Origin of the sequence: Terrimicrobium sacchariphilum (assembly GCF_001613545.1) — a bacterium.
Classification (GTDB): Bacteria; Verrucomicrobiota; Verrucomicrobiia; order Chthoniobacterales; family Terrimicrobiaceae; genus Terrimicrobium; species Terrimicrobium sacchariphilum.
The window spans coordinates 1,601,628-1,626,199 of record NZ_BDCO01000002.1 but is presented as its reverse complement, the minus strand read 5'-3'; the positions used below and the strand labels follow the sequence as shown (position 1 = coordinate 1,626,199).

The window sequence follows — 24,572 nt, the reverse complement described above, 5'->3', positions numbered from 1 at the left end:
GTCAGGTTGATAGCCTAGTTCACGCGCGATCCGTTGGATCTTTTCGCGAGTTTCAGGCAGCAAGCTTTTACTGTTCCTAAGAGCCAGGGACACAGTGGTCACATGGACACCCGCGGCCTCGGCGATGTTTTTCTGGGAGACACGTCGAACAGCCATCGCACCTCCGCTATGACATAACCCTCTCTGAAAAGACACCAAATAAACCGGAACGCCCCATCCATTGGAACCGGTCCACTTTCTATCGTGTGAATGGATGGGCCGTTGCGATGCTTTTTCCGCGGGATCATTCACCGGAGAAACAGATCGTTCCATGAAACCTCTTTCACGCTCCCTCCACCGAACCAAGAAAGCGCGGCGATACGCATCCAATCTCGCGTTTGCGATCTCTGCTCTCGCTGGTCTCAGTTCGCTTTCGGCACAAACCAATGTCTGGAATGGAAGTGGCGTAGCAGGAGGCACCGCTGGCACGGTGTGGACAGACGGAGCAAACTACTCGGGCGGAACGGCCAATTTTACGTCATCGAATGACATCAACTTCGGTGTGATCGGAAGTGCTGGCACCTATTCCTTCTCTGGCACGGCAGGCACCTATGCAGTCAAGGATCTCCTCTTTGGAACGACCTCCAGCACCATCACCACGAGCGAGTCGATCACGCTGAATGGCACAGGCACGGCCGGGCAGACGACGCTCTCGCTGGCGGGCAATGTCGTGGTGCCCTCGCCAAACGGGTCCAAGGCGATCATCAGCAGCGACGTCACGCTGAATCTCTCGAATGCGGCGCACCTCGTGCAGTTCGCGGCCAATCCCAACGTAACCGCCACAGTGACCCAGCCGGGAGTGCTTGTTCTCAAGTCTCTGGTCACCGGCGGCGGAGCCAGCTCCAGCATCGCGACGCAATTCTCCGCTTACGGGCCCGGCCTGTCCACCACCCCCGCCCTCGTCCTGTCCAATGATAGCAATACGTTTGACAGTAAAATCACCGGAAGCAGCCGCGTCTACTTCACATCCATCGGCAATGTCGGGGAAGTTTCCAGTCTCGGCGCGTCCACCGGTGCGAACTCTGTAGTCGGCATGGCAGGCGGCGGGATCTTCGGCTATATCGGCTCAACGAGCCAAAGCTCGAATCGCGCCATTACGGTTTCAGGAGGGAGCCCGCTGATTGCCAACATGGCTTCATCCACGGGCACGACTCTGACGCTGAATGGAGCAATGACCTTTACCAACGCAGCATCAACTTTGCGCCTCGGCGCCACTGCGGGCAATTCCCTGGTCATCGATACCGTGATAGCGAATGCCTCTGGCTTCACCACGGGGGTGACCCTGATGGGCGGAGCAGATCGCTATGATGCAAATGGCGTATATAGTTCTGCCAGCCTGACGGGAACGACCTATCTCAAGGGCCTCAATACTTATACCGGTGTAACGACGCTCTGGGGCGGTATGGCCAACGTCGAACAATTTGGAAACATCAACGAAGCCAGCGGCCTTGGAAAGGGCTCGGCCGCAGGCTCTGCAGCAGATATTGTCTTTGCCGGAGGAGGTATCCAGCACACAGCGGCCAATACCGCCTCGACCGATCGCCTCTTTACGATTTCAAACTTCGGGTCGGGGACTTCGGCAACGATTGACTCCTCCGCAGCCAATACGGCTCACACCCTGAGTTTTACGAGCTCCGGCGCCGTTTCCTTTAGCAATAGCACCACCGTCCACTCCCTGATTCTGACCGGGACCAATACGGGTAGAAACGTCTTCAACCCATCCGTCGGGGTAAACTCCGGCGGACAATACACCAACAGCGTGACAAAGAGCGGAACTGGCACCTGGGTGCTTTCCGGCAGCAATACCTATACGGGTGCAACAACCGTCAGCGGCGGCACGCTGGTCTTTGCGAACAAGTCCGCCAAGTCCTCCGCCAGCACTGTCACGGCCGCTGCAGGGACTTTCATCGGCCTCGGCGTCGGCGGGAGCAATGACTACTCCTCCGCCGATGTGGACTCACTCTTCGCCAACACGCTGTCCGGGTTCACGCTCAATGCGACAACCGGCGTGGCGATCGACACCACCGCGGGGAACTTCACCTACGCCACCAACCAGACCTCCACGCGCGCCCTTTCCAAGATCGGAGCGAACACACTGACGCTCTCGGGCTCGGGCAACTACTCGAGCACGCTGGTTCATGAGGGCACGCTCCTCATCAATGGAAACAATGGCTCCGGCACGGTGACAGTCGATGCGGGCGCGACCCTCGGTGGCAGCGGCACCATCGGAGGTGCTGCCACGATCAAGGGCAACCTCAAACCCGGCAACAGCCCAGGCGAGATCACGTTCCTCAACAACCTGACGCTTCAATCATCGGCCACGGTGACGATGGAAATCAACGGCACCTCGCGAGGGACCACATTTGACGCCGTCATGGTCGGCAATCTGCTGACCTACGATGGCGCTTTGGTGCTCAATCTTGGCACGACCTTTGGCACAGGAGACTACACCTTTGATTTGTTCTCCTTCGGCTCCACCAGCGGGAGCTTCTCATCCGTCGTACTCGCTGGCAGCTACAGTGGGACTTTGACCAACAGCGGAGGCATCTGGACTCTTACCCAAGGCAACGAGATCTGGAGCTTTTCCCAGACGACCGGCGATCTCAATCTCACGGTGGCAGTGCCGGAACCCGGGACGTTTGCCTGCCTGATCGTCGGCCTGACCACCCTGGTCGTCCTGCGCCGCCGCAAAGCCTAGATTGGGAATGGCTCTGCCGGTTGAATCCTGTCAGGGTAACTGCCTCAATGTCCTCCGAATCCTCCTCCTCGACCGACTCGCCGCGGGGCGCCTATTTTCAAAAGAAAGATTATCAGCCTGCAAGCGCTCTGCCCGGCTTTGCCGATGCGAGAAAAGCGCTGCCCCGCCCCATTCTGGACGGGAACCGCGGATGGCTGGAGATGTACTGGCGGTGCTGGGAACTGGCCTTTCAGCACCTCCGCCAGCCAGAAGCGGAATCCGGCCTCGTTTCGGACTATCTGGATGCGGCATTCAACGGCAACGTTTTCCAATGGGACACGATCTTCATGATCATGTTTGCCCGCTATGGTCACCGGGCGTTTCCCGCCGTGCAGTCGCTGGACAACTTTTATGCCCGCCAGCACGCGAGCGGGTTTATCTGCCGGGAAATTCGTCGCGATGGATCGGACTTTTATTTCCGAGGCCCGAGAGATGCTGTCAATCCGCCCCTCTTCAGCTGGGCTGAGGCGGAATCATTTCGCACCACCGGAGACAAAAGCCGGTTCGCCTCCGTGCTGCCTCCGCTGGAAAAATATGTCGCATGGTTGAATACGGAGAGCGACCCCGACCACTATGACGACCAGCCAGACTGGGTCGACAAAGGCCGTCAATCCGCCGGCTCCGTCCACCGACTCTACTGGAACACCCCGCTCGGCTGCGGCATGGACAATGCCCCGCGCGGAGGCAATGGCTGGGTCGATATGTCCTGCCAGATGGTCATTCAGTACAATGATCTCGCCACCATCTGCGAAGAACTCGGCATGTCTGAGAAAGCCGCTGGCTTTCGCCAGGAAGCCACCGCCATCAGTGAGCGCATCAATCGCTGGTGCTGGAATGCCGAGGACGGCTTTTACTACGACGTCAGGAATGATGGTTCCCAGGTACGAGTCAAGACATCCGGCGGATTCTGGCCTCTGCTGGCGGGCATTACCTCATCCGAGCAGGCCGAGCGCCTCGTCGCCCACCTGAAAGACGAGACGCGCTTCTGGCGACCATTCGTATTTCCAACCCTTGCAGCCGACGAGCCCGACTACACCGAAAACGGCGGCTACTGGCTGGGCGCGGTGTGGGCGCCGACAAACTACGCCATCATCAAGGGGCTGGAGCGCTGTGGCTACGGGGATTTTGCCGCCGAGACTGCGACGCGGTATCTCGACGGAATGGAAGCCGTTTTTCGCGACACTGGCACGGTGTGGGAAAACTATGCGCCGGAGATTCCTTTCCGCCCCGGCGATCCAGCCATGAAGGACTTCGTCGGCTGGACAGGCATCGGCCCGATCGCGCTCGTTATCGAGAATATCCTGGGGCTGCACTGCGATGGAGTAAACCGTCGCCTTGAGTGGACCATTCGGCGGTCTGATCGCCACGGAATCGACAATCTGCAACTGGGCACCGCCACCGTCTCGGTCATCGCGGAAGCTCGTGACTCAGTGCACTCTCCCTTGGCCGTCACTGCCGTCTCCACTGCGGAATTTACCCTGGTGATGATGGTAAACGGCCAGCGGATCGAGCAGACATTACCGCCGGGCGTCACCAGTTTATCCGTCTAGAGCACGGGCGCTATCGGCACGGTGGGACTCACCCGACGCGGTAGCGTCGCCCCATCGACCCAGGTCCCCTCCACCAGTACGCGATAAGGCACGCCCGGGACACCCCGCTCATTGCGATTGTACATATCCACGATGTAGTCAACTGCAGCACGGCCCACGAGCTTGTCATTCTGACAGATCCCCGCCACGCCTGACTCGGCGCTATCCAGATGGAGTGAGGCATAGCCGCATTTGGATGGTTCGATCTCCAATGTCTTCAGGGCATTTGCGACCTCGTGATCCAGCGAAATGATGGCATCCGGTTTATTGGCGCGAAACCATTTGGTAAACTCTCGGACGAACGTCCGACGCACCGATTTCTGAGCATCATCAAACTCAAAAATGGGCAGAGGTTCGCGGCGTCCCAGCCGGTGTTCCGCCAGATACCCGGAGGAAAAATTCTGGTCGGTCCGCAGTTCGATGACCCGGAGAGTGGTGAATCCGATACGCCGATACCCGTAGGAACGGATGGTACGTACCGCCTGACGCGCCGACCTGTACTGGGCGTTGGTCACCAGGTGAAGCCGGGGAAAGGCAAGGCTGAAGCCGAAGGACAATGCGCAAAAGTTCTCCCAGTCAAACTTGATATGCGAGAGATGCCTGGGCTGCGGAGGCAGCAGGATGCAGGAGATGCCGCGAGCTTTCAGGACCTTCGAGATCCGGGAAAGCGACATCTCGTCTGTAGAAAACTCCTCGATCTGGTATCCCAGCTCCGAGCAACGCTCGACCGCTCCATCCCAATAATCGCGATACCGCGCCTTGGCTGGCGGCTGAGAGCCTCCTTTGAGATTATCGAGCCAGGCCAGCGTACCCTGAAAATACGGCTGGTGAACCTTACGCCGATAAATGGTGAGAGCAGAGAGCATTGGATCGGGCTGATAGCCCAACTCCCGTGCGATGCGCTGGATCTTTTCCCGGGTCTCAACCGGCAGGCGCGGACTGTTCTTCAGCGCGAGCGAAACCGTGGTCACATGGACGCCTGCCGCATCGGCTACGTTCTTCTGGGAAACTCGACGTACCGCCATGCCCTAGCTATGCACGTTCAAGGTGGGAAAGACACCATTTATCTTGGCCAGCCCCTCCAGAGCACGGTTAGTCCTTGCCCGCGAAATCCCGGGGAAAGACAAACTCAGCGTTCTGGCTTTGCAGAAAATCCACCATGGCCCGAAACTGGTCAAAAGCGTCGTCCTTCCATCCACCCGCATGGCCCTGCATAGCGAATGATCCGATTCCGCGGTTATGGGCATAAGCCTCCAGGAAAGCCTCAAAATCAGGCCGCCCGCGCGTTTCGATCATGACCGGACTCGGTGGCAGCACGGTTTTCCCTGCCGGGTTCCTCGGATCACCGTAAATCCAGACCGTAATGTCGGAATCCTCCGAGAGTACCTTTACCGTGCTCGCGTCGGTGGCGTTGAATGGGGCGCCAAAGCTCGTGAAAACAAAGCCCAGCTTCTCCTTCGCCAGGGCATTGGCCCGGGTCATGTGGTCCTTCTGGCGCTCGTAAGGCTGGCCGGAGAATTCCTTGAGGTTTCCCTCCGCCGCATGGTCCCAGCCATGATGCCAGAACTCCACGCTCCCCGCCGCATTCAGGTCCTGCACCCACTTGAAGAATTCCGCATTTCCCGATTCCATGAACTGCGCGATGATTCCGATGCTGAGCTTGGCATTCTTTGCCCTCGCGTAGTCGACCACACGCTGCCACTGCGGACTGATTCCTCCTCCCTGCGCGGGTTTGAGATCATCGAGCTTGATCACGACCTTCGGCGGTTGTTTGCCCCGGGTCGGGTTTTTCTGGATCTCGTCTTTCAACTCCTGGATACGCGGCGAATCCAGAGGAGGCGGTGTCGAACCGGTCGACTGGGCAGGCATCTCCTCCAGGCGGATGTCGTCAAAATCCACCGCTCCACCCTGCCCGTTCATGGGCTTGATGCATACGGCGGCGGTCTTTGCGCCGACGGGCGCGATTGCGGCGAGTTCGTATCCAGCCCAGGAAGAACTGCCAGTGGCCACGGTGCGGGCTTTCTTTCCCGCGGGAGACTGGGGAGCAGGTAATGCAGCACCCTTTTCATCAAAAAATACGATCTCAATGGAGGCTACTGCCGGCGTGGGCCCCCCACCACCAAACCAATAGGCAAGGCGATAGGACTTACCCGGTTCAACCGGTAGTTGGGAACTCGTCATCATCCCGGCTGCCGGGGTGGAGATCACCTTTACCCGCAGGCCAAGTTCTCCGATGGATGCAGCCTCCTTGAGTGTTTCAAATGCGGCGCCAGGTGCACCCTGGACGTCCCATTTTTCCAGACCGCTTTCAAAACCCGGATTCTCGATATTTCCCGCGATCAAGCCCCCGGCCAGCACAAAAAGTACGCCGACCCCAACGACAGCAAGGCGTTTCACAATGCTCCGGCGTCCTCGCTAATTTGATCCCTTCGTGAGCTCCAGCTTCACATCGTCCACGAACGTCTTGGTGCCCTGGCGATCCGCGACCCGCAAACCAATGATGTTAAAAGTGGTGACACTCGCCGCAGTATCCGTGCGGATGAACTCCTCTCCTCCGTCGATCTGCACGCGAATCTCCACCTTCTCCGCAGCCGGACGTGAAAATTTCATCACCACAGTATGAGGCTGGTTCCAGACCAGGTCTTTCTTGAAGGGTTCCCCAATGCCCACCCCATCATTGCCTCCACCAATAAGCGAGTCGGCGTTGGTCTCGAAGGAAACCGACCCTCCCTGGGTGCCAAGTAAAAGCCAGTACCCGATCGTGTCGCCCTTTTCCGGATAATCATCCCGACTCTGCGCCAGCCCGAGCCGAAAAGGACCGCCAAACTCGGGACTCGGATCGGTCGCCCGGAATCTGAGGGTCAAAGTCAGGGTGCTGCCCACCTCGAGCGCGATATCGGGGATACGTGCAAACGCAAGGTTGTTGCCGATGAAAAGCGCGTTTCCCGTCTTGAGTCCGTCGGCATCTCCCATGACACCCAGGGCCTGCCGGTTCATGGCCGACTCCCATGCAAGCTTGGACTCCACCAGGTTGGTGTTCTCAAACTCGCCGACGTCTTCGAAATGATCTTCCACCACGACCTCGGCGGCGAGAGCAAAGGATCCCGCTGCCAGCAGAGCCAGCAGGCCAAGTGAAAGGAAGGAAGCTTGAGCGTTCATGAGCGGTCAGGGGGTGGAGTTTTTCTTCTGCTGCTGAGCCGCCATATCATAGATCAGGTTATTGATCAGTGGCCAGAAATTCGGGGCCTCTCCGCCATGTCCATACTCCGGCGCGGTGATGAGAGTCTTGGGAGCGGTGATGGCGTTGTAGGCGGCATATTGGCCGGTCGGCGGAGTAACAATGTCATTGAATCCCAGCCAGAACTTTGTCTCCGCCTTGATGCGAGGAGCGAAGTTCACGCAATCAAAATACCGCATGTTGTTAAGGATTACCGGATCGGGATTGCCCGCCGCATCTTTGGGCACCGGCTTCGGCCAGCCGCCGATACGTCCAGCCGCCATGCCGGTGAGATCACACAGGCCGGGAATCATAACCACGATGCCGGAGACGCGAGGTTCCAGCCCCGCACCGGCCAACGCCTGCCCTCCACCCTGGCTTCCCCCATTGATGATGAGCACCTTGCCATCCCATTCCGGCTGGGCCATGAGGAAGTCGAGAGCTCGCTTCACGCGGAGATACATACCCAGGAAGTAATAGGTATCCCGGGATTCGCGCCCGTCCGTGCGATAGCCTTTCAGCTCACCATCACCGAGGGCGGCATAGTAGGTGCCGGGTTGCCCATTCGGAATGCCGTGAGCGTTGATGCCCATCCCGAGAAACCCTTTCGTCGCCGGACGGATCGCCCAAAGCTTGTCGGAACTGCGGACTCCCGCGCCATCGACGAGAAGCAGAGCCGGGCAGGAACCGGGCTTAGCTCCAATCGGTCGCGAGTAAAAGCCCGAGACAGGCTTGCCCAGACAATCGAGCTGCACGTCAAAGGTTTCGACACCCGGACGTTCCGGAGGAGTCTCCACTGGAGTCAGACGGGCGTTGATAGGGATCTTGGCGAGTTCCGCCTTCTTTCCATCCCAGAAGGCATCGAAGTCATCGGGCGTGGGCATGCTCGGCTTGATCTCCGTGGGATCGATCGCCGCGGACGCGCTCGTCTGGAGGTTTTGCTTTCCATCGTTGAAGGAAACCTCGCAGAGCAAAAATCCGGGTTCATCGAGTGACGCCGGGATGACCGCCTTGCCATACTTCAGTTTGGTCTTGCCTTGCTGAACAGGTGGTACGCCGTCCTTGCTGACCTTCCAGGAGACTTCCGCGTCGTCCGTCGGATTCTTTCCGAGCAGGAGGACCTGAAACTCGACTTTGTCACCCTTCTTGTAGATGGCGTCCTCCCGATCCGGATAGACAGAAAGTGTGTAGTCCGAAACGATCTTGGGATTCGATGCCGTACTGGCCGCATGGCCGGATATGAGGGGAAGTAGCGCCATGGCTGTAGCAATGGGAAGAAAACGATTCATCGTTGATTAGGATGCTGGGGTAATGACTGTTGTGATGGTGGCATCGGCGGAGGGTTCCGTAAGTTCGATCCCGAGCCGCTTGACTTGTCCGAAACGGGACTTGTCCTTGAGCTGTTCAAATTTGACGGTGAATGGGGTTCCACCCGCGCTGATGGTGATTCGCAGCGTCTGTCCGTCCTGGGTGACAAGCCACACCCCGGGCGACTCTTCTTTTGCTTCTCCGTACGTGGACAACCCGGTGCCAAACGCGACCGGCTTGTCGGCGGTCATGTGATCGGTGACCGTGATCTTGCCGGCTTCGCGATCAAGCTCGAGACGACGGGTGAGCTCGTTGATGGCAAACAGGTTGTACCCTCCCCGCAAGCTGAGCGTCACGCTGTCCACCTTGTCCGAAAAGCTCTTGTCAACCACGTGAGCCCCAAAGGCTGGTCCGTTGCCCTGTAGTTTTCCGCCAACGACGGGAACAGAATGCCCGTAGGAGTTATTGATCGCGCTATCGTAGCGGTTGGGGCCGTAGATTTGCCCGCCCACGTCCATCATGCCGGGATCGGCCAATATCAGCTTGCCGTTCAAGGCAACGACGAACTGGCCGAGATCATTATGGGAGTGAGCAATGCCATTGTTGCCGCCCTTCATCGCCACCCCGAGGGATGGCGTGACCCCCGGTGCCGTGCGAGCCACCAGCACCTGATTGTTCTCAAACCAATCCCGGAGCGGGCGAGGTTCGGGCTGGGAAGCTGCGCTCTCCGCGGCCAATCCGAGATTCACCCCCCAGGCGTAAAGGAAGTTGTAAAACGTACCATCAAGAATCAATGACCTCTTCGTGGGCAGCCCGATGCCAAACCGAGAGCTAAGAATGTTATAGATCCAGGTGGGCTGCTGCTCATAGAGCTGACAGTCGCCAAAGGCCGGATAGATGCCTTCCGCCACATCAAAGCGAAGCGGAAACTCTGCGAGCTTGCGGGCCACCGGGTCCTTCAGCAGGTCGATCTTGCCATTGGTGGCAGAGTACACAGTCTCGGCCATGAGAATGAAATGGCCAAAGCCATACTTCCAGTACCCCATTCCTTCATGGGAGTAACCATCCGCAGCAAAGCCTCCGAGGTAGAATGGCGTCTCGGAAATAGCTAGGGCAAGAACCTCGGCGCGTTCTGCGCGGGAGTCCACCGTGGTCAGCGCGGAACCCACGATGCCGGCATGCACGACGGCATTCCAGTTGTTCTCATTCGTACGCCACCAGTCTTTTTTCAGCGACGCATCGCGAGACTGCTCGAGATAGGGGCTGATGACCCGCCGATAGATATTCTCCTTAACCGTCTGCCGCAGGGCCTCGGGCATGCGGTCTCCCAGCATCCCGATGGCAGTGGCCAGACTCCACGAGGTCATGGCAGACCCGAGATCGTTGCTTCCAGTAAAGGACTGATGGGCCGGAAAGACCCAACTGCGCTCTCCGCAAATCGCCTCGATCTCCTTGAGGATCGCAGGGATGTATTTTCCCTGGTTCTGCATGCCCTCAGACAGCATGAAAACCGCGAGCCGGTTTCGCCGCATATCGAGCACTTTCTCGACCTTGCGATCCTTCGTGCGAATCGCCTCATCCCACTGGGCATCTGTCACCTCGGGAATCGGCTGGGGCAACAAGTAGTCTGCCCGCTTGAAACTTGAATCGCGGAACTCGGTGTCGGCCGCCAGTTTCTCCCAAGGGGCGCGATTATCAAAGGACGGGGCGAAGGTCTGCGGCTTCTCGGGCAACATCGCCTCGATCTCTGCGATGCGCGGCGCAAGCGAGGCGCTCAAGGAAACCTGGGGAACAGGCGAAGGCGCAGGCTGGCTGAATGCAGGATCCGTTGCAAGCAGGGAGGCGGTAACCAAGGGGAGTATCAACAGCGTCGGGGGACGTCTCATTTGTCCAGCACCCTCTCTCTCCCTTTTCCTCTGAGCAAAGGGATAAGCATTCTAATTATCGAATGTTCGCGTACAACTGCCACTCTCCCGCTTGCAGCCTCATTTCCCGAGACGATCGCGCAGCTGAGCTCGGTAGAGGCTCGGCGGCGATGCCCGCATTCCCGGGAGATCCCGGTTGGCATTCCCGGAAACGGCACCCACGCACCCGATCGCCCAGTTTTGTGCAGTCGGCGGATTCTCGCAAACCAACCGGTCTGCGGAGCAATTCCAAAGCACACTGTTGGCGCCGGTCCATCCCTGCCCGGTTCCGAGGTTTCCGCGATTGCGGATGTTCAACTCATTGCCCTTCACCGTGACATTATCGAAAAGCATTCCGCAGGACCAAAGCAGATGAGGACCGCTATCGGCCTGCGCCCGCTCGGCCGTACAATCGAGGAATACATTCGGTCCCGGGGTGAGTCCGCCAAACACAAAGTCGTGCCGTCCATCCTCGCTGTAGCAGTCGCGCACCAGACAAAGCTGCCCGCTAACGGCAAAGGCATAGCGTCGTCCACCCTTAACCAGGGAAACCGGCTCCAGCGATTTGGCGCGTTCCACTGTGATGGCCCGGGCAAATTTGCCGAGCTGCACACAGGCATAACCAAAGTGGACGGCCGTCACGTCCTGAACCCAGCCATTTTCCACATTGTTGAAGGTGATGAACGTCCAGCCATGCTGCTCGTCTGTCGGACCATCATAGAGGCTGTCGCCACGCAGATTCTCGATGCCGACCTCCTGAAGTCGCTCCAGATCATGGCGAAAGATCACCCCTCCGCCAAACGCGGCATCAAGAGAATTGCATATGGGCGCATCAACGGTGATCCGGTTGCCGGTGATGGCTGTAATCACCCGATCAAAATGGAGATTTCTGCGCCCGGCCTCCCATTGGACCACCTCGCCGCCATCGGACCGAGGAGGAATCGAGTCCATGCCGAGGGCATGTATCCACTCCGCCGTACTGGGACGCTGAATCACAACAGGATCGCCCACCTTGTATCGAGAGGCGTCTTTCACCGACAATGTGCTCGCCCCAACCGGCACGTAGGCATCGACGATTTTCTGCCATGTGCCAGATACGGGTTTCCAGGTCGTCGGCAGGTTATCCGTGCCAATCTCCACGAGGGAATACTGGCTCCGCGTCGTGGCAAGAAGCACAGTACCATCCGCACCATTTCCCTCGCCCCGCAGCACGATGCCGCTTGCCGAAATGCGCAGCGAGCGGCTGAGTCTATACTCACCCTTGCGCAGGAGCAGCACCCCCCGGATGCCGCTGGCATCGGGTGGTCGGGCCGCGATGGCATCGATCGCAGCCTGCACACGATCCGATGCATCACCCGGGGCAGATTCCAGCGTGGCGACCACCGCCACCGAGGGAATCTCCACCTCTCCTCGACGGTATCCGCACATGGAAAAATCGGGGATGTGATTACCCCGGTCGTCCGCCGCATATTGCAGCCGCCCATCGACTCCCGCCCAGACATACCGGCTGGCCTCGTCCCCCCAAGCTCCCCCGGCCATGGCGACAACTGCCACCAGACTTGCCACGCGAGTAAAAATGACTCGCCAAGCAAGCCGACCGGGGATACATCGCCGAAATCCCGTCTCGCGCGGCGCTGAACCGTTGCACTCCGTGAAAGCACTCCGTTTCCTGCATCCATACCGCCTCGCTCTTGCAACCAGTCTCATGATGACCTCCTGCATGGTGGGTCCCAATTTTTCTACGCCCGAAGCGCGGATTCAAGGAAAGTGGAAAAAATATGACGGGATTTCCGACAGGCCGCCGGTGGATATTGACCGGTCGTGGTGGAAGCAATTCCACGATTCTCGCCTGGATAGCCTCATTGACACGGCCTACCGCAACAACCCCAGCCTGCAAGCGGCAGGCACACGCATCCTCGGCGCCCGGGCTGAGCTCAACCAGAGCGTCGGCAACCTCTTCCCACAGAAGCAGGATCTGATCCTCCAAGGGCGCGGCAATGTCGCCTCCGATCCCAATAGCATCTGGACTCCCTCCGGACTGAACGAGAATTATCTCTCCACCCAGGCGCTGGTATCAGTTTCGTGGGAGATCGATTTCTGGGGCAAGTATCGCCGCCAGATTCAGAGTGATCGCGCAGGCTATCTGGCGACCATCGCCGCCTACGACTCGATACTCGTGACGCTTGTCGCGGATGTCGCGTCGACCTACGTCAACATCCGCACTCTCCAGGCCCGTCTTGCAGTCAATCGCGCCAATATCGCCCAGCAGAAAAAGAGTGTTGAGGTCGCAGTCGCCCGCCGTACCGCTGGCCGAGTGGGCGATCTCGATGTCGAACAGGCCAAGGCTCAACTCGCCACGACCGAAGCCGAAGGGCCGTCCATTCAAACCGCCTTGCAGCGGGCCATCGACAGCCTGGCTGTCCTTCTCGGTGAGACGCCCGTCGAAACCGAGCGCAGAGTCGGCAGTTCCGGATCGATTCCCACTCCACCATCGAACCTTGCCGCAGGAGTCCCCGCCGATCTCCTCCGCCGCCGCCCCGACGTTCGTCAGGCTGGCCTGGAAGCCGCCTCCCGATCCGCCCGCATCGGCGTCGAGTTTGCAAAGATCCTGCCTTCTTTCTCGCTAAACGGCACCTTCGGCTACACCGGGGGAAGCGAGAACGTCTCTTTCTCCAACTTCTTCAACTGGCAGCAGGCCGCGGCAAACTCGGCAGGTTCCCTCGTCGTTCCCATCTTCAACTACGGACGGCTCGTCAATCAGGTCCGGGTGGCCGACGCTTCGTTCCAAGAGGGGTTACTCAACTACCAGCACGCCGTGCTCAACGCCCAGCGCGAGGTGCAGGATGCCCTGGCCGATTATGTAAACAGCTCCCGCCGCGTGGCCCAGTTGCAGGCCGCCGTCAAAGCGGCATCAAGCGCCGTCGAGATTGCCAACCTCCAATATGAACTCGGCACAGCCGATTATGCCCGCGTGCTCACCGCCCAGAGCCAGCGACTTGCCGCAGAAGATGCGCTGGCGCAGGCAAAAGGCCAATACGCCAACAGCCTTATCGCCGCGTACCGGGCCATGGGCGGAGGCTGGGAACTGCGCAATGAGGCCGGGGTGATCTCCCCGGCAACACGCGCCCAGATGGCCAGCCGTACAAACTGGGGTAACCTGCTGGAAATCAACCAGCACCTTCCCCCTGATGCGGCATCTGCACCCACCCCGGGAGCAGCGACCCAGCCTGCCCGATAAATCGCTTGGCGAAAACCGGCGAATTGCGCTACAAATCGCCTCACGCAACCGGATGCAGGAAGTTTGACCATGTCGATGAACTCAATCCAGCAGGTCGTACCGACACCTCCGCCCGTCGAAGTCGATGAGCATGAGGCCTTTCAACGTGCCAGCGAGGAGATCTCGGGATACTTTCAAACCCAACAGGTTTCCTTTGCGGACTACATGGCGGTCATCAGCGACCTCCGCCGCTCTGGACGACGGCCTGATACCGTCGCCATCAGCCAGGGCCTGCGGGAACTGGCCTCCACCGAGGGCCGGGAATCCCGCCGCAAGCGCAATGAGAATCGCGACAGCAAGATCGTCCATCTCACCGCTCATGAAACACCGGATGGCGAAAATCTCGCCAGACGCGTGCACCAGTATGAATCCGACCTGGAGGAAGCCACCCGACAGGTCGAGGCCGCCAATAATCTCCGCGCCGAGATTGAGGATTTGCGCAGCGAACTGGCTGCTGCGTCTCGCAGGGAAAGCGAACTCACGACGGCCCTCCGCGCCGCCGAAGCCAAGTCCGGGCAGGAAGCGTTTCTCCAGCAGGAGCTGAACCGGCTCAAGACCCTTATCTCCAACCGGGATGCCCGGACGGACTTTGAATTTGTCCGTGGTCGTTCGACATCGGTTTCCCTCCCCGTGGAGACCGAGGCATTGCATCGCGAAATCACCCGCCTCCGTGAGGCCCTTGATGAGGTGCTCGCGATGGAAGAGTTTTTCCGTCAGCAGTGGGAACAGGTATCTGGCGACGTGGAGTGCATGGCCGTCCTGGAAGCCGAGATTTCCTCGCTTTCCTCCAGGCTGGAGGAAGCCCGTATTCGCGAGCAGGAATTGACCGCCCGTCTCGGGGAATCCCACGGCAGTTCCCACTCTCTTGAGGAGCTCACATCGCGCCTGATCGAGAACGAGGCCCTGATCGCCGAACTCCGCAACCGTGAAGCCTCCTGGGTGGAGGAACGCGAGCAGGATGCCGCCCGCACTCAAGAAACTCTCGAGTCACTGCGCCACGATCTCGAGCAGGCCCAGTTGGCTGTGGCCGATGCCCAGCATCGCGAGGCAGAACTCCAGTCCCGCCTGGCCGAGCTACATGCCGCGCCTCCGACCATCTCACCCGATGGCGAGTCGGAACGTCTGGCCGGCGAGCTGACTGCCGCCCGTCAGGATCTCGCGGATAAGGACGCCCGTTGCCTCACTCTGGAGGCGCGTATTGACGAACTCCTTCCCACCGTTTCAGCCTACGAGGAGCTTTATCAACGCCATACCCAGCTTTCCGCACGACTGGAACGCCTTCCGGCCCTTCAGAAATCGGCACAAGCCGCCCGGTCCACGCTTTCCCGCATCGCTCCGGTGAGCCTGCCCCGGTCGGTGGAGTCCCAACTGGATACGGTCGAATCTCTCGCCGTCACTCTGGAAGCAGTCAATGCCGCAGCGGCCTGCTGCGAATCCGAGTTTGCCGCCCTGCGCGATGCACTGGCCGTCTCCCAAAAGGCTCCGGTCGTTGCCGAGCCAGCCGTGGAGCTATCGGTTGCCACAACAGTCCCGACCCTTCCGGCTGTTGCCGAGTCGGGCGATCTCAAGCGCATCCTTGTCGAGGTGGTCGAGATCGAACTGGAAAAACAGCGCAAAGCCAATGCCTCTCTAGCCAGCCGCGAAATCGCCCTCCGTTCCCGTCTGGAAACAGCCAGGCCTCGTTCCATCGAGGCCCGAACGGCCGAGGAGGAACTCCACAGCCAGGCCGCCTTTCGCAATGATATGAAGCAGCGCGCCGATACGCTGACGGAGCTGCTTCGCACCCTGGTGGCCAGCCTGCGCGACGCCTCGGCCTAGCTCCCGTCCTTGCCACTAGCTCAGCACGAGCAGGGCGACGATCAGGCCGAATATTCCAAACCACAGCGTTGTCTGCAGCGCTCCAAACCGGTCCCGCATATTGCGGGCATCACCGCGAGCAGCGCCCCATTTTTGACGCCTCAAGTCGCTAAAGGTCTGGATCTTGATAAACGAGCCGACCCACTGCTGATAAAGAAGGAGCGGCAGATCCCAATTGCTCATGCGATGTCCCTCGACGACCAGAGCACAAAGGTAGATCAACCGTGTGTAGAGCACCCAAAGAGCGAAGTAAACCACCACAAAGGGGGACTCGGTAAAGATGAGGATGAGCACGCCTGTCGGCAGCACGAGGCTCGTCCACATGGAGATACGCTGATCGAGCAGCGAAAACCACGCAAAGAAGCCGACCTTGTTCCACCCGAGAGCCAGGGCACGCCCATTGTTTCTCAGCATGTTGCCGAACCATCTCCGCATCTTGCCCACGCTCTCGCGGAAGGGTTTATCCCCAGCGTTCTCGAGGCAGTAAATGTAGGTGTCGGGGAGATAAAGCATCTCCCAGCCGTTCTTTAAAAGCGTGAACCAGGTGCTTTTGTCGTCACCGGTCTTGAATTCAATGCGGCCATAGACCCAGTCATCAATCGAGTCTTTCTCCACGCGCTCAATGAACTCATCCGAAAGCGCGATCTCGGACCGAATGAACGAAAACCGCCCGGTGAGCGTGAGCACCTTGCCCGACAAACTCGTGGAGCACATATAGCGGTTACGCAGGGAGAAGCGGAGTGTGTACCAGTCGCGATACCACTGCGGGCCGTTGGTTACAGCAATGTTATTGGTGGTGATGCCTCCAACTTTGGGCCGAAGGGCGAAAAAGGGGAGCGACTTGCGCAGGATGCCGTTGCCGAGCAACGTGTCGCCGTCCATGAGAATGACCACGCTGCTGGGTTCGCCGAGATTCGTTCGGGCGGCCGCCCTCAAGGCATAGGCCATACCGTAGCGCTTGCCGGCCTGCCGCATCATGTAAACGCTGAGGCGGGGATTCGGCGGACATTTTGCCAACACGTCGCGCACGATCACGTCTTCGTCCGGGCCGCCCGTGGTGATGTAGAGCCTGACGAGCGAGGGAATCGAGGCGGCTTCTCTCGTGACCGAGATGAGCATCTCCTTCGTCACCCATGGCTTTTCCTTGAAGGTCGGAATGATGAAATGGACCTGCTCGGGATAGGGCTGCTGGATCGCATCCGCCGCGCGCCTCATTCTGGGAAAGGCAACGAAACGATAGATATACGAGCGGACGAGATTCACCGTGAGCCAGCCGTAGCGAAATAATCCGAGGGCGCCGAGAGCCAGGATGCCGCCCCGGCTTCCCTTCTGATGCTCGACCTGCTGAAAAAGAAACCAGAGCACGACGATGAAGAAGCCGTAGACAAGCAGTGGCATCAGGACCGATCGCCAAGGCACTCGCTCGGCTCCCGGCTCGGGCAGAACGATCTCGCTCCGCATTTGTCAGTCGAGCAGCGTGCTCTCTGGAGTCGTGCCGAGGGAACGCGTCGGCTCCGCGTCGAAACGCTGAAGCAGCTTGGACTCGTAAATCAGATTGCCGCTCTTAACCGCGTTCACATTGTCATTGAGAACCTTCAGCGTCTCTGTCAGGCGGTCCTCCTCCAACTTCATCAGAGCGACATCGCGGCGCATCAGATCGATCTGATTCTGAGGGAAGCCTGCCTTCGGGCCGGCTTCGTCGACGCGTTTGAGCATTTTTTCCAGCGTCTCCCGCCGGACACGAGTGGATTCCAGCGAGGTCTCGGCCTGCTTCACGCGGGCCTCTGCGACGATGAGGTACTTATCGAGTTCCGCAGGCTTCTCCTTGCCCAACTGGTCGATAAAACCGAGATCCTGCAGCATTTTCGTCAGAAACGGCGCCGGATCGGGACGTTGCAGCCAGTTCGGATTTGTAAAAGCCTTGGGCAGGAAAAACCGGCTGGCGGTGGCATTTCCGATTTCATCCTCCATGAAGGCGACGCGCTTTTCCACCACGTCGCGCTCCTGCTCAAGACGCTTGAGACCGCCCTGGAGGAGACGGATCTGCTGGTTCGCCAGACGTTGGCCATCCCGCATTCCGCTGCCTAGCACTTCATTGACATTGCTGATTCGCTCTTCCAATGAGCTCAAGGTTGCCTTCTCCGTGAGAAGACGGGTGCGAGCTTCAAGAACGAAGTCCGAGCGAGAGAGAGCGCGCGCTTTCAATCCCTCAAAGAGACCGGGCATCCAGATCAGCAACACCGCCAGCATCACCAGCAGCAGGCCTGCCACCACGAGACCCCGGCGCATCCAGGGAGTCAGCCGAAAGCGATTTTTCGCTGGCGCATCGGGTTCCAAAATCGACTCCGGCGGAGGATCAGTCGCGACGGTGATTTTGCCCGCTTTTTCGAGATCGTCGACAGAAGCCGGCTCGCCTCTCATTACCGTATCGGCGAAAAAATGAAGGATCCCCCGCTCTCTCGGCGGCATATCCACGAACTGGCAACCGCAGTCCTTGCCCTGCCAGCGAACGGGCTGGATCTGCACCGGCAGCATGTAAATGCCATCCGTGCAGGGAACAAGAAGCTCGCCCGCCTCGATCACATCGCGGCGCAGGATATCCGGATCGGCCTCCACCAGCATGCCGCCTGGTGACCAGTTCTTCACGGGCAGAACTTTCCCACCGATACTCACCGTCATCGGCGAGGTCAGACGCCGATACTTGCGTGCACAGTTGGGTTCCGCCTGGATGTTCATTGGTCGCTTTGCCGCGACGAAGAGCCACTAGCAGATCCCCTCGCCCCAGGCAACCGATAGCATAGACCCTCGTTTTCGGGAGTCAAACCTCCTGTAGGGAGCCCTTCCCTGGAGCTTAACGCGCCATGGGGAGAGTCTCTTTCCAAGAACCCTTTCCAAAACGCCGGATGGAATTCCCATCAGGAACCTCGACGATGATTCCCTCGGGAATCTCAAGTTGAATGGAGACGCTTTCCGTCCCTCGACGAAAGGCGAGTTTCAATATCCCATGGATCGTGGGAAGGGAATAATCGGCAAACTCAAGACCGGTCGGAGGCGGGTCAAATCTCACACGCCGGTATCCAGGTTCCAAGATGGAAATGCCCATCGCTCGCTCTGCCAGCACGACGATCGCGGCCCCTCCCCAGGCATGATTGGAACGCTCACCGAATTTCTCCGGAAGTGTCGAATAGTCGGAGGCAATCTCCGCCGACCAGCGCCTTTTCAGACGGGTCAATGCACTATCCGGTCGACCAGCCTCGACCAGAGCCTGCAACGGAAACCGCTCCATGTAGATACTGCAGCGGGCATTGTTCTCCAGGAAGTCGGCAAGGCTCCCCCAACGCTCCGGGGGTGCGATACCGGTGACAATGGCGAGGGCCTGGACGCGATCATCAGGTGCACCGGCACGTTGAGGGGTCATGTAAGCCTTCTGCGCGTCGGACCAATATCGGCGATCGAAGGCGTCACGCATTTGCGCTCGCAGCCTGTCGCAGGATAGCACATCCTCGGAATACCCGAGAGCTGCCGCGCTGTCTCTCAGTGCTTCCAGGGCCTTGTAATAAAGCACTTGATCGAGAGGTTCGATATCCACGTTGTCCCCCCAATCGTACCAACTTTGTACGCCCGGTCCCCATTGAGTGTCCATCGGCCCACGATGCTGCACGATGCCATCCTTAACAGCGTAGAGATCGAGCAGATATCGCCTCATCGCGGGATAGAAGGACTTTAGGAACTCTCTATCGGCAGATGAGTTCCAGTATGCGGGCAGACCGAACCCGATGAGCAAAAGCGACTGGGAAGGGAACTCCCGGAAACTGCCGGGGAAGCGACTCGTCGGCACCGCGCCCCAGAGATTCCCTTTCGGTGAAGCCCAGCCGGCGAATTCCCTGAATGTTTTGGCAATCATCAGGTCACTCTTGCGATCCAGGCCGCGCAAGGTGATCTCCATGATATTCGCGGCATCTCCAGGCCAGGAAGAGCGCTCACGATCCGGGCAGTCCATGAAGGTATCGCGCATGCACAGATAGGCTGTGCGAACGGCCTTGGACCAGAGGAGATCGAGACCAGCATCCGAGGAAGAAAACCTCCCGACGATCTCGCTATCATAACCCGTCGGACGATAGCCAATGCGCAGAACCTGGACTCCTTCGGGAATGGTGTACTTGACGAAATGGCCGTTACCCCATGTCGGCACCTCAAATTCCTGTCTTCCTGCCCTGGTGACGTAGCGGGTCTCCTTCTTGTCTCGCTCGACCTGGATCAAGACCTCGCGTCCCGGCTGGGCATCAAGCTCGATCCATGGATGGACCTGCATGTTGAAGGGAAGTCGACCGATCAGTTCAGCCGGCCCTGTCCTCGGGAGGGACAGCTCGCCAGGATTAATGTACGGCGAGATCTCGCCGTCGCGCCATTGCGGGATGGGCCGGGACACCAGCCGCCCCCAGGGCTGTACGGGAGGAGGCCCGAGCAAAGTCGCGGCATTCCAGCTTCTGTCGTCGAACTGTGGGTCGGTCCAACCTTCAGGATCTCTGCGGGCGTCAAACTCCACCGCCTGCTCGGGAAGAGTCACCGAAAATCCCCCACCCGCCTGTCCAAACGCCGGATGGCGTATTACCTTCCAACCGGCATCCGAAATGACCTTGGCTGTCCCATCCTCAAGAGAAACGTACAGAGCACCCTGAGGCGTATTGCGATGCGATGCACCGGGACGTCCATAGTGCCAGACTAGAATGGCGATCTGATTGTCCCCCTTTTGCAACGCTCTGGAGACATCCACTTCGTCGACATACCAACCCGTCGGGGTCGGGCCACTTTTCAAGCCACCCTCACGAATGATGAGACGGCCATTGAGCCACAGCCAGTATTTGTCGGCGGCAGCGATGCGTAGAGTGGCACCAGGGGATACCTGAGGCAGGCTGAACTTTCGCCGGAAGATCAGCCATTCATTCACCCCCGGGCCGCCATCCGCCCAGATCCACTGCGCAGCCGGAGTGGCAAAGAGGACCGGCACAAAGGCTGCGAGGATCCCCACGAGCACAGACGCTCGTATTTTCCGCAGTAGACCACCCTTCACCGGCTAGGGAGTTTCGACAAGCGTGTCGCCGACATAAATACGATAGTCCTTGAGACGGCCGACCTGCTTCATTCCGGGGCGGGGAGTGTAGCGGATGCCTCCAATGCGCGTTTGCACCCCGAGGTCGAGAATCAGCCGATGGGGATAGGGCGCCTTGGTGGCGCTCCATGCCGTGTGCCAAAAGTCGGATACCTGGCCATTGATGGTATTGGCGGCTGAACCGTCCTCGGCAGAAAGCTCCTCGCTGTCTGCGTAAACAATGCGCCAGTTCGCTTGCGGCAGCGGTTTGCCATGCTCATCGAGCAGATCGAGTTCCGATATCACGGCAAATGGCCCGCCATCCTGGGAGTTCAGCATCTCCAGGGCGAGTTGCCGCCCCTCCAGCGTCTTGCCAAAACGCACTGTTTGCGCCTCGTCCTTGTTCTCAAAGGTGGCTTCCCACTGGGGCGTCAGCCCGTCGAGCAGCAGTTTGCCCTTGGACAGGAGCGACGGTTTGTTGAAGTCCTTTTCGGGATGCAGCTTGTCGAGGATCGGCTTCTCCAGGCCCGACAGCACGGGCCTCTCCGGCCCGATCAGGTCGAGCACGATTACTTCGTTCTCGCCCTTTTTTAGCCAGGGCCCGGGGACGTACATGGTTTGCGTCGGTCCGATGGCCCAGAATCGCCCAAGGCAATGCCCGTTAATCCAGACCACACCTTTGCCCCAGGAGGACACATCGAGGAAAGTGTCGTCCGTTTTTCCGACCTGAAAAGTTCCCCGCCAAAAGGCCGGCCCCATCGCCTTGCCCTTTTTCCACTGGAGTCCAGCGAGCATTTTCTCACCGAGATCCATATTGAAGACCTGCCAGTTTTCGAGCACCACCTTGTCGCCCTTTTTGGGGACGAGCGAAATCTCTCCATTGAGTCCCTTGCGATCGTGGACGCCACGGCCGAAATTCACCCTTCCCATCGCCTCGACCAGAAGGTCGAGCGTCTGGGGTTCGGTGCGGGCGGGGATGGTCACCTTGCTGCTGGCCCGGCGGCGGTCGAGGATGCCGATCTGCCGGCCATCCACGAAGACCCAGCCAAAGTCATGCACGGGACTGGTATTCAACATAGCCTCGGGACCGGCCGGAATCGTCGTGCGATAAAGGATCATTCCCCGTCCCTGGTCGTACATCTCCATGTTTTGCACCTGCCGATCGGCCACAGGCGTGGGCAGGTTCTCAAAAATCGCGGCGCTCTGCTCGAGCGAAAACTCAGGCACGGACATCACCGGGAGATTCGCCGGTGCATCAGGCAATTTCTCGCCTGCCTCCAGGTATCGCGACATAAGCTCGCGCGTCTTCTGGAACTTTTCGCCGATCCATCCCGCCTCGCTGATCGGAGCATCGTAGTCGTAGCTGCTCGTATCGGGCTTGAACGGCCCATCGGCCCCGGCCCACAGGCCGAAGCTTGTTCCGCCGTGGGCCATGTAGATGCTGAACGAGCCCTTGTTTTTCAGCATGTACTCCAGATCGGAGAGGTATCCCTTGGTGTTGCCGAGATGATGCGGGTAACCCCATGTGTCGAACCACCCGGGATAAAACTCCCCACACATCAACGGTCCCTCGGGCAGCACCTCGCGCAGGGCCTTGAATGCTCCTTCCGGGTCACTTCCAAAATTAACCACCGGAAACAGCTCGGGGATGCGAGCGACATCGATTTTTACCCGGGGGTTGCAGGCAAAAAGAGGCACATCAAAGCCCGCCTCCCGAGTCGCCCGGGCCAGTTCCGTCATGTACTCCTTGTCGTCTCCGTAGAAGCCATATTCGTTCTCCACCTGCACCATGACGATGGGGCCGCCTTTCGTCACCTGAAGCGGCCCGAGTTCACGGCCCACTTCCTTAATCCACGACTTGCTGGCTTCCAGGAATTTCGGATCACGTGTCCGGAGTTCGATATCCTTGTCCTTCAGCAGCCACCACGGCAGCCCTCCCATCTCCCACTCCGCGCAGGCATACGGCCCCGGACGCAGAACAACCAGCAGCCCTTCCGCCTGGGCGAGACGGCAAAACTCCGCAACGTCCGCCTGCCCTTTCCAGTCGTATTTACCCTCCTCCCATTCGTGGAAATTCCAAAACAGATAGGCGCAGACGGCATTCATGCCCATGGCCCGCATGCGACGAAGGCGATCCTGCCAATACTCTCTCGGCACTCGCGCAGAGTGAAGCTCGCCGCAGCGAATCACGATTGGATTCCCATCAAGCAGGAAGGCGTCCTTCCCGATTTCGAACGTGTGCTTTGCCTCTGCAGCGGAAGCTTGGTTCAGGCTCAAGGCGAGAAAAAGACTGAGGATTTTCGATTTCATGGACGCAGGACGAAAAAAAGAAGGCTCAAGCCGGGTCGGCATCTGGCGAACCGGCCACGACTGCTTGCAGATGAGAGAACCCCTGCGACTGGGCAGACACCGGAGATCATCCGATCATCAATGGCGCTCAAGACATTGCACAGGTTCATACCAGAGGGAGATTCCCGGGTTCAGTCGATGACTGCCGGGCGTCTGCAATGTCGCTGAAATTCTCTTTAGGTAAAGAGAAAATATCGATATAACAAACAAAACAACACAACTCTACTTTTCCCAACCCAGTCGCAAGAACACAGCAAAACTGCGATCAAGGGCGGAAGAAATCGTTCAGAGCCTCGATTTTGGAGGCACCAAATCCGTGCCCAAGACCGGGAAGGAAAACCACGGTCGCCTTGCCACCCGCACGCTCCCAATCCGCAACATAATCCTGACAACCCCTGATCCAACCCGCGTTGTCCTGATCGCCAAACAATACATACAGCCGCCCCGTCTTCTCGGGAGGAACTACCTCGCGACCGCCTCCACTCCGTAGCGGTTTGTCGAGGTAGGCGGGATAAATCAGGACGAGGTCCGATGGCAACTCCGCCGGAGTCAAATGCTGAGCCAGGCGAGCGGCAAGATGCCCGCCTGCAGAATATCCCATCACCGCGAGGCGATCCATATGGAGGTTCCATTCTGGGCCACGAGTGCGGAGCAATCGATAGGCCTTCAAGGCATCCTCCAAAGCCAGTTCCCGGGTCTTCTCCATCCGGCCGCTTTCCGGGAGGGCAGCGACATCTGGATTGTCCAGTACATGATACTCGAGGATGACAACATCGAAGCCCTTTTGCATTAATGCGTCTGCAGTCTTCTCGCCCTCCCATTTCATGGCAAGTAACCGGTATCCACCTCCCGGGAACAAGAGCACGGTCCCCCGGGGCGGCGTGCTCTGTGTGCGATATATCCGCAAGACAGGCGAGGCAATGGTCTTGATACTCTCACCATCCAAAACGTTTCCCGAGGCTACCGCCGTACCATCGAGAGAAAGGTACTCAGGCGAACTCAACTCGGCCCCAGCCTGAGCAGGGAAGAATACGCAAGAGCCGACCATCGCAGCATGAATGACGAATCTGCAAATGTGGAAAATCCTCATGTTTCGGAAGTTCTGAATGGAAACCACAGAGAAGCAGAAATCCCCAATTCCGAAATGCTCTAACTATCGTACCGAAGCTCCGGATTTTTGGTGAACCGCCGCCAGGCCACACGAGG

General features: G+C 59.0%; 15 protein-coding genes and 1 pseudogene. 4 read left to right on the top strand and 12 right to left on the bottom strand.

Features of this window, described 5'->3' with window-relative positions; translation table 11 throughout:
• Positions 1-12: 12 nt before the first annotated feature.
• A pseudogene (locus TSACC_RS22680) lies at positions 13-156 on the bottom strand (LacI family DNA-binding transcriptional regulator); the annotation flags it as partial.
• A 154-nt stretch (positions 157-310) separates the two neighbouring features.
• Between TSACC_RS22680 and TSACC_RS07670 the strand changes: the two are divergent.
• Together TSACC_RS07670 and TSACC_RS07665 are read left to right on the top strand one after the other, a co-directional pair.
• A complete protein-coding gene (locus TSACC_RS07670; RefSeq protein WP_075078766.1) occupies positions 311-2,737 on the top strand; it encodes a beta strand repeat-containing protein in 2,427 nt (808 codons plus the stop codon).
• A gap of 47 nt (positions 2,738-2,784) precedes the next feature.
• Positions 2,785-4,326 carry an amylo-alpha-1,6-glucosidase gene (locus tag TSACC_RS07665; protein WP_075078765.1) on the top strand — a complete coding sequence of 514 codons (1,542 nt, stop codon included), beginning with the start codon at positions 2,785-2,787 and terminating at the stop codon, positions 4,324-4,326.
• Here the strand turns inward: TSACC_RS07665 and TSACC_RS07660 are convergent.
• The 6 genes from TSACC_RS07660 to TSACC_RS07635 form a co-directional block, all read right to left on the bottom strand.
• On the bottom strand, positions 4,323-5,390 hold the full coding sequence (locus TSACC_RS07660) for a LacI family DNA-binding transcriptional regulator (RefSeq protein ID WP_075078764.1): 1,068 nt from the start codon (positions 5,388-5,390) through the stop codon (positions 4,323-4,325). The two genes, TSACC_RS07665 and TSACC_RS07660, sit on opposite strands and share 4 nt — an antisense overlap.
• Before the next feature lie 67 nt (positions 5,391-5,457).
• The gene (locus TSACC_RS07655; protein WP_075078763.1) at positions 5,458-6,762 is read right to left on the bottom strand and encodes a DUF2334 domain-containing protein; all 1,305 of its coding nucleotides are present in this window, start codon (positions 6,760-6,762) and stop codon (positions 5,458-5,460) included.
• Positions 6,763-6,780: 18 nt separating this feature from the next.
• Positions 6,781-7,524 carry a hypothetical protein gene (locus TSACC_RS07650; protein ID WP_075078762.1) on the bottom strand — a complete coding sequence of 248 codons (744 nt, stop codon included), beginning with the start codon at positions 7,522-7,524 and terminating at the stop codon, positions 6,781-6,783.
• A 6-nt stretch (positions 7,525-7,530) separates the two neighbouring features.
• Complete coding sequence (locus TSACC_RS07645) at positions 7,531-8,871, bottom strand: acetylxylan esterase (RefSeq protein WP_084400292.1); 1,341 nt, start codon at positions 8,869-8,871, stop codon at positions 7,531-7,533.
• A 6-nt stretch (positions 8,872-8,877) separates the two neighbouring features.
• Positions 8,878-10,668 (bottom strand): heparinase II/III family protein, encoded by a 1,791-nt coding sequence (locus tag TSACC_RS07640; protein ID WP_169809575.1) that lies wholly within the window; start codon positions 10,666-10,668, stop codon positions 8,878-8,880.
• Positions 10,669-10,875: 207 nt separating this feature from the next.
• Entirely contained in the window at positions 10,876-12,360 is a 1,485-nt protein-coding gene (locus TSACC_RS07635) for a hypothetical protein (RefSeq protein WP_237763918.1), read from the bottom strand.
• Between TSACC_RS07635 and TSACC_RS07630 the strand changes: the two genes are divergently transcribed.
• Together TSACC_RS07630 and TSACC_RS07625 are read left to right on the top strand one after the other, a co-directional pair.
• The gene (locus TSACC_RS07630; protein ID WP_084400291.1) at positions 12,332-14,032 is read left to right on the top strand and encodes an efflux transporter outer membrane subunit; all 1,701 of its coding nucleotides are present in this window, start codon (positions 12,332-12,334) and stop codon (positions 14,030-14,032) included. The two genes, TSACC_RS07635 and TSACC_RS07630, sit on opposite strands and share 29 nt — an antisense overlap.
• A 75-nt stretch (positions 14,033-14,107) precedes the next feature.
• Positions 14,108-15,889 (top strand): coiled-coil domain-containing protein, encoded by a 1,782-nt coding sequence (locus TSACC_RS07625; protein WP_169809573.1) that lies wholly within the window; start codon positions 14,108-14,110, stop codon positions 15,887-15,889.
• 15 nt (positions 15,890-15,904) lie between these two features.
• Here TSACC_RS07625 and TSACC_RS07620 read toward each other — a convergent pair whose 3' ends face one another.
• The 5 genes from TSACC_RS07620 to TSACC_RS21220 all read right to left on the bottom strand — a co-directional run bounded on the left by TSACC_RS07620 (position 15,905) and on the right by TSACC_RS21220 (position 24,414).
• On the bottom strand, positions 15,905-17,326 hold the full coding sequence (locus tag TSACC_RS07620) for a glycosyltransferase (protein ID WP_169809572.1): 1,422 nt from the start codon (positions 17,324-17,326) through the stop codon (positions 15,905-15,907).
• A 66-nt stretch (positions 17,327-17,392) separates the two neighbouring features.
• Positions 17,393-18,664, bottom strand: coding sequence for a hypothetical protein (locus TSACC_RS07615; protein ID WP_075078756.1), 1,272 nt, complete (start codon positions 18,662-18,664; stop codon positions 17,393-17,395).
• Between the two features lie 115 nt (positions 18,665-18,779).
• Positions 18,780-20,957: an alpha-L-rhamnosidase-related protein gene (locus TSACC_RS07610; protein ID WP_169809571.1), complete on the bottom strand. Its 2,178-nt coding sequence runs from the start codon at positions 20,955-20,957 to the stop codon at positions 18,780-18,782.
• Positions 20,958-21,002: 45 nt separating this feature from the next.
• Complete coding sequence (locus TSACC_RS07605) at positions 21,003-23,327, bottom strand: beta-galactosidase (protein WP_075080620.1); 2,325 nt, start codon at positions 23,325-23,327, stop codon at positions 21,003-21,005.
• A 304-nt stretch (positions 23,328-23,631) separates the two neighbouring features.
• On the bottom strand, positions 23,632-24,414 hold the full coding sequence (locus TSACC_RS21220; RefSeq protein ID WP_369695378.1) for an alpha/beta hydrolase: 783 nt from the start codon (positions 24,412-24,414) through the stop codon (positions 23,632-23,634).
• Between the last annotated feature and the right edge of the window lie 158 nt (positions 24,415-24,572).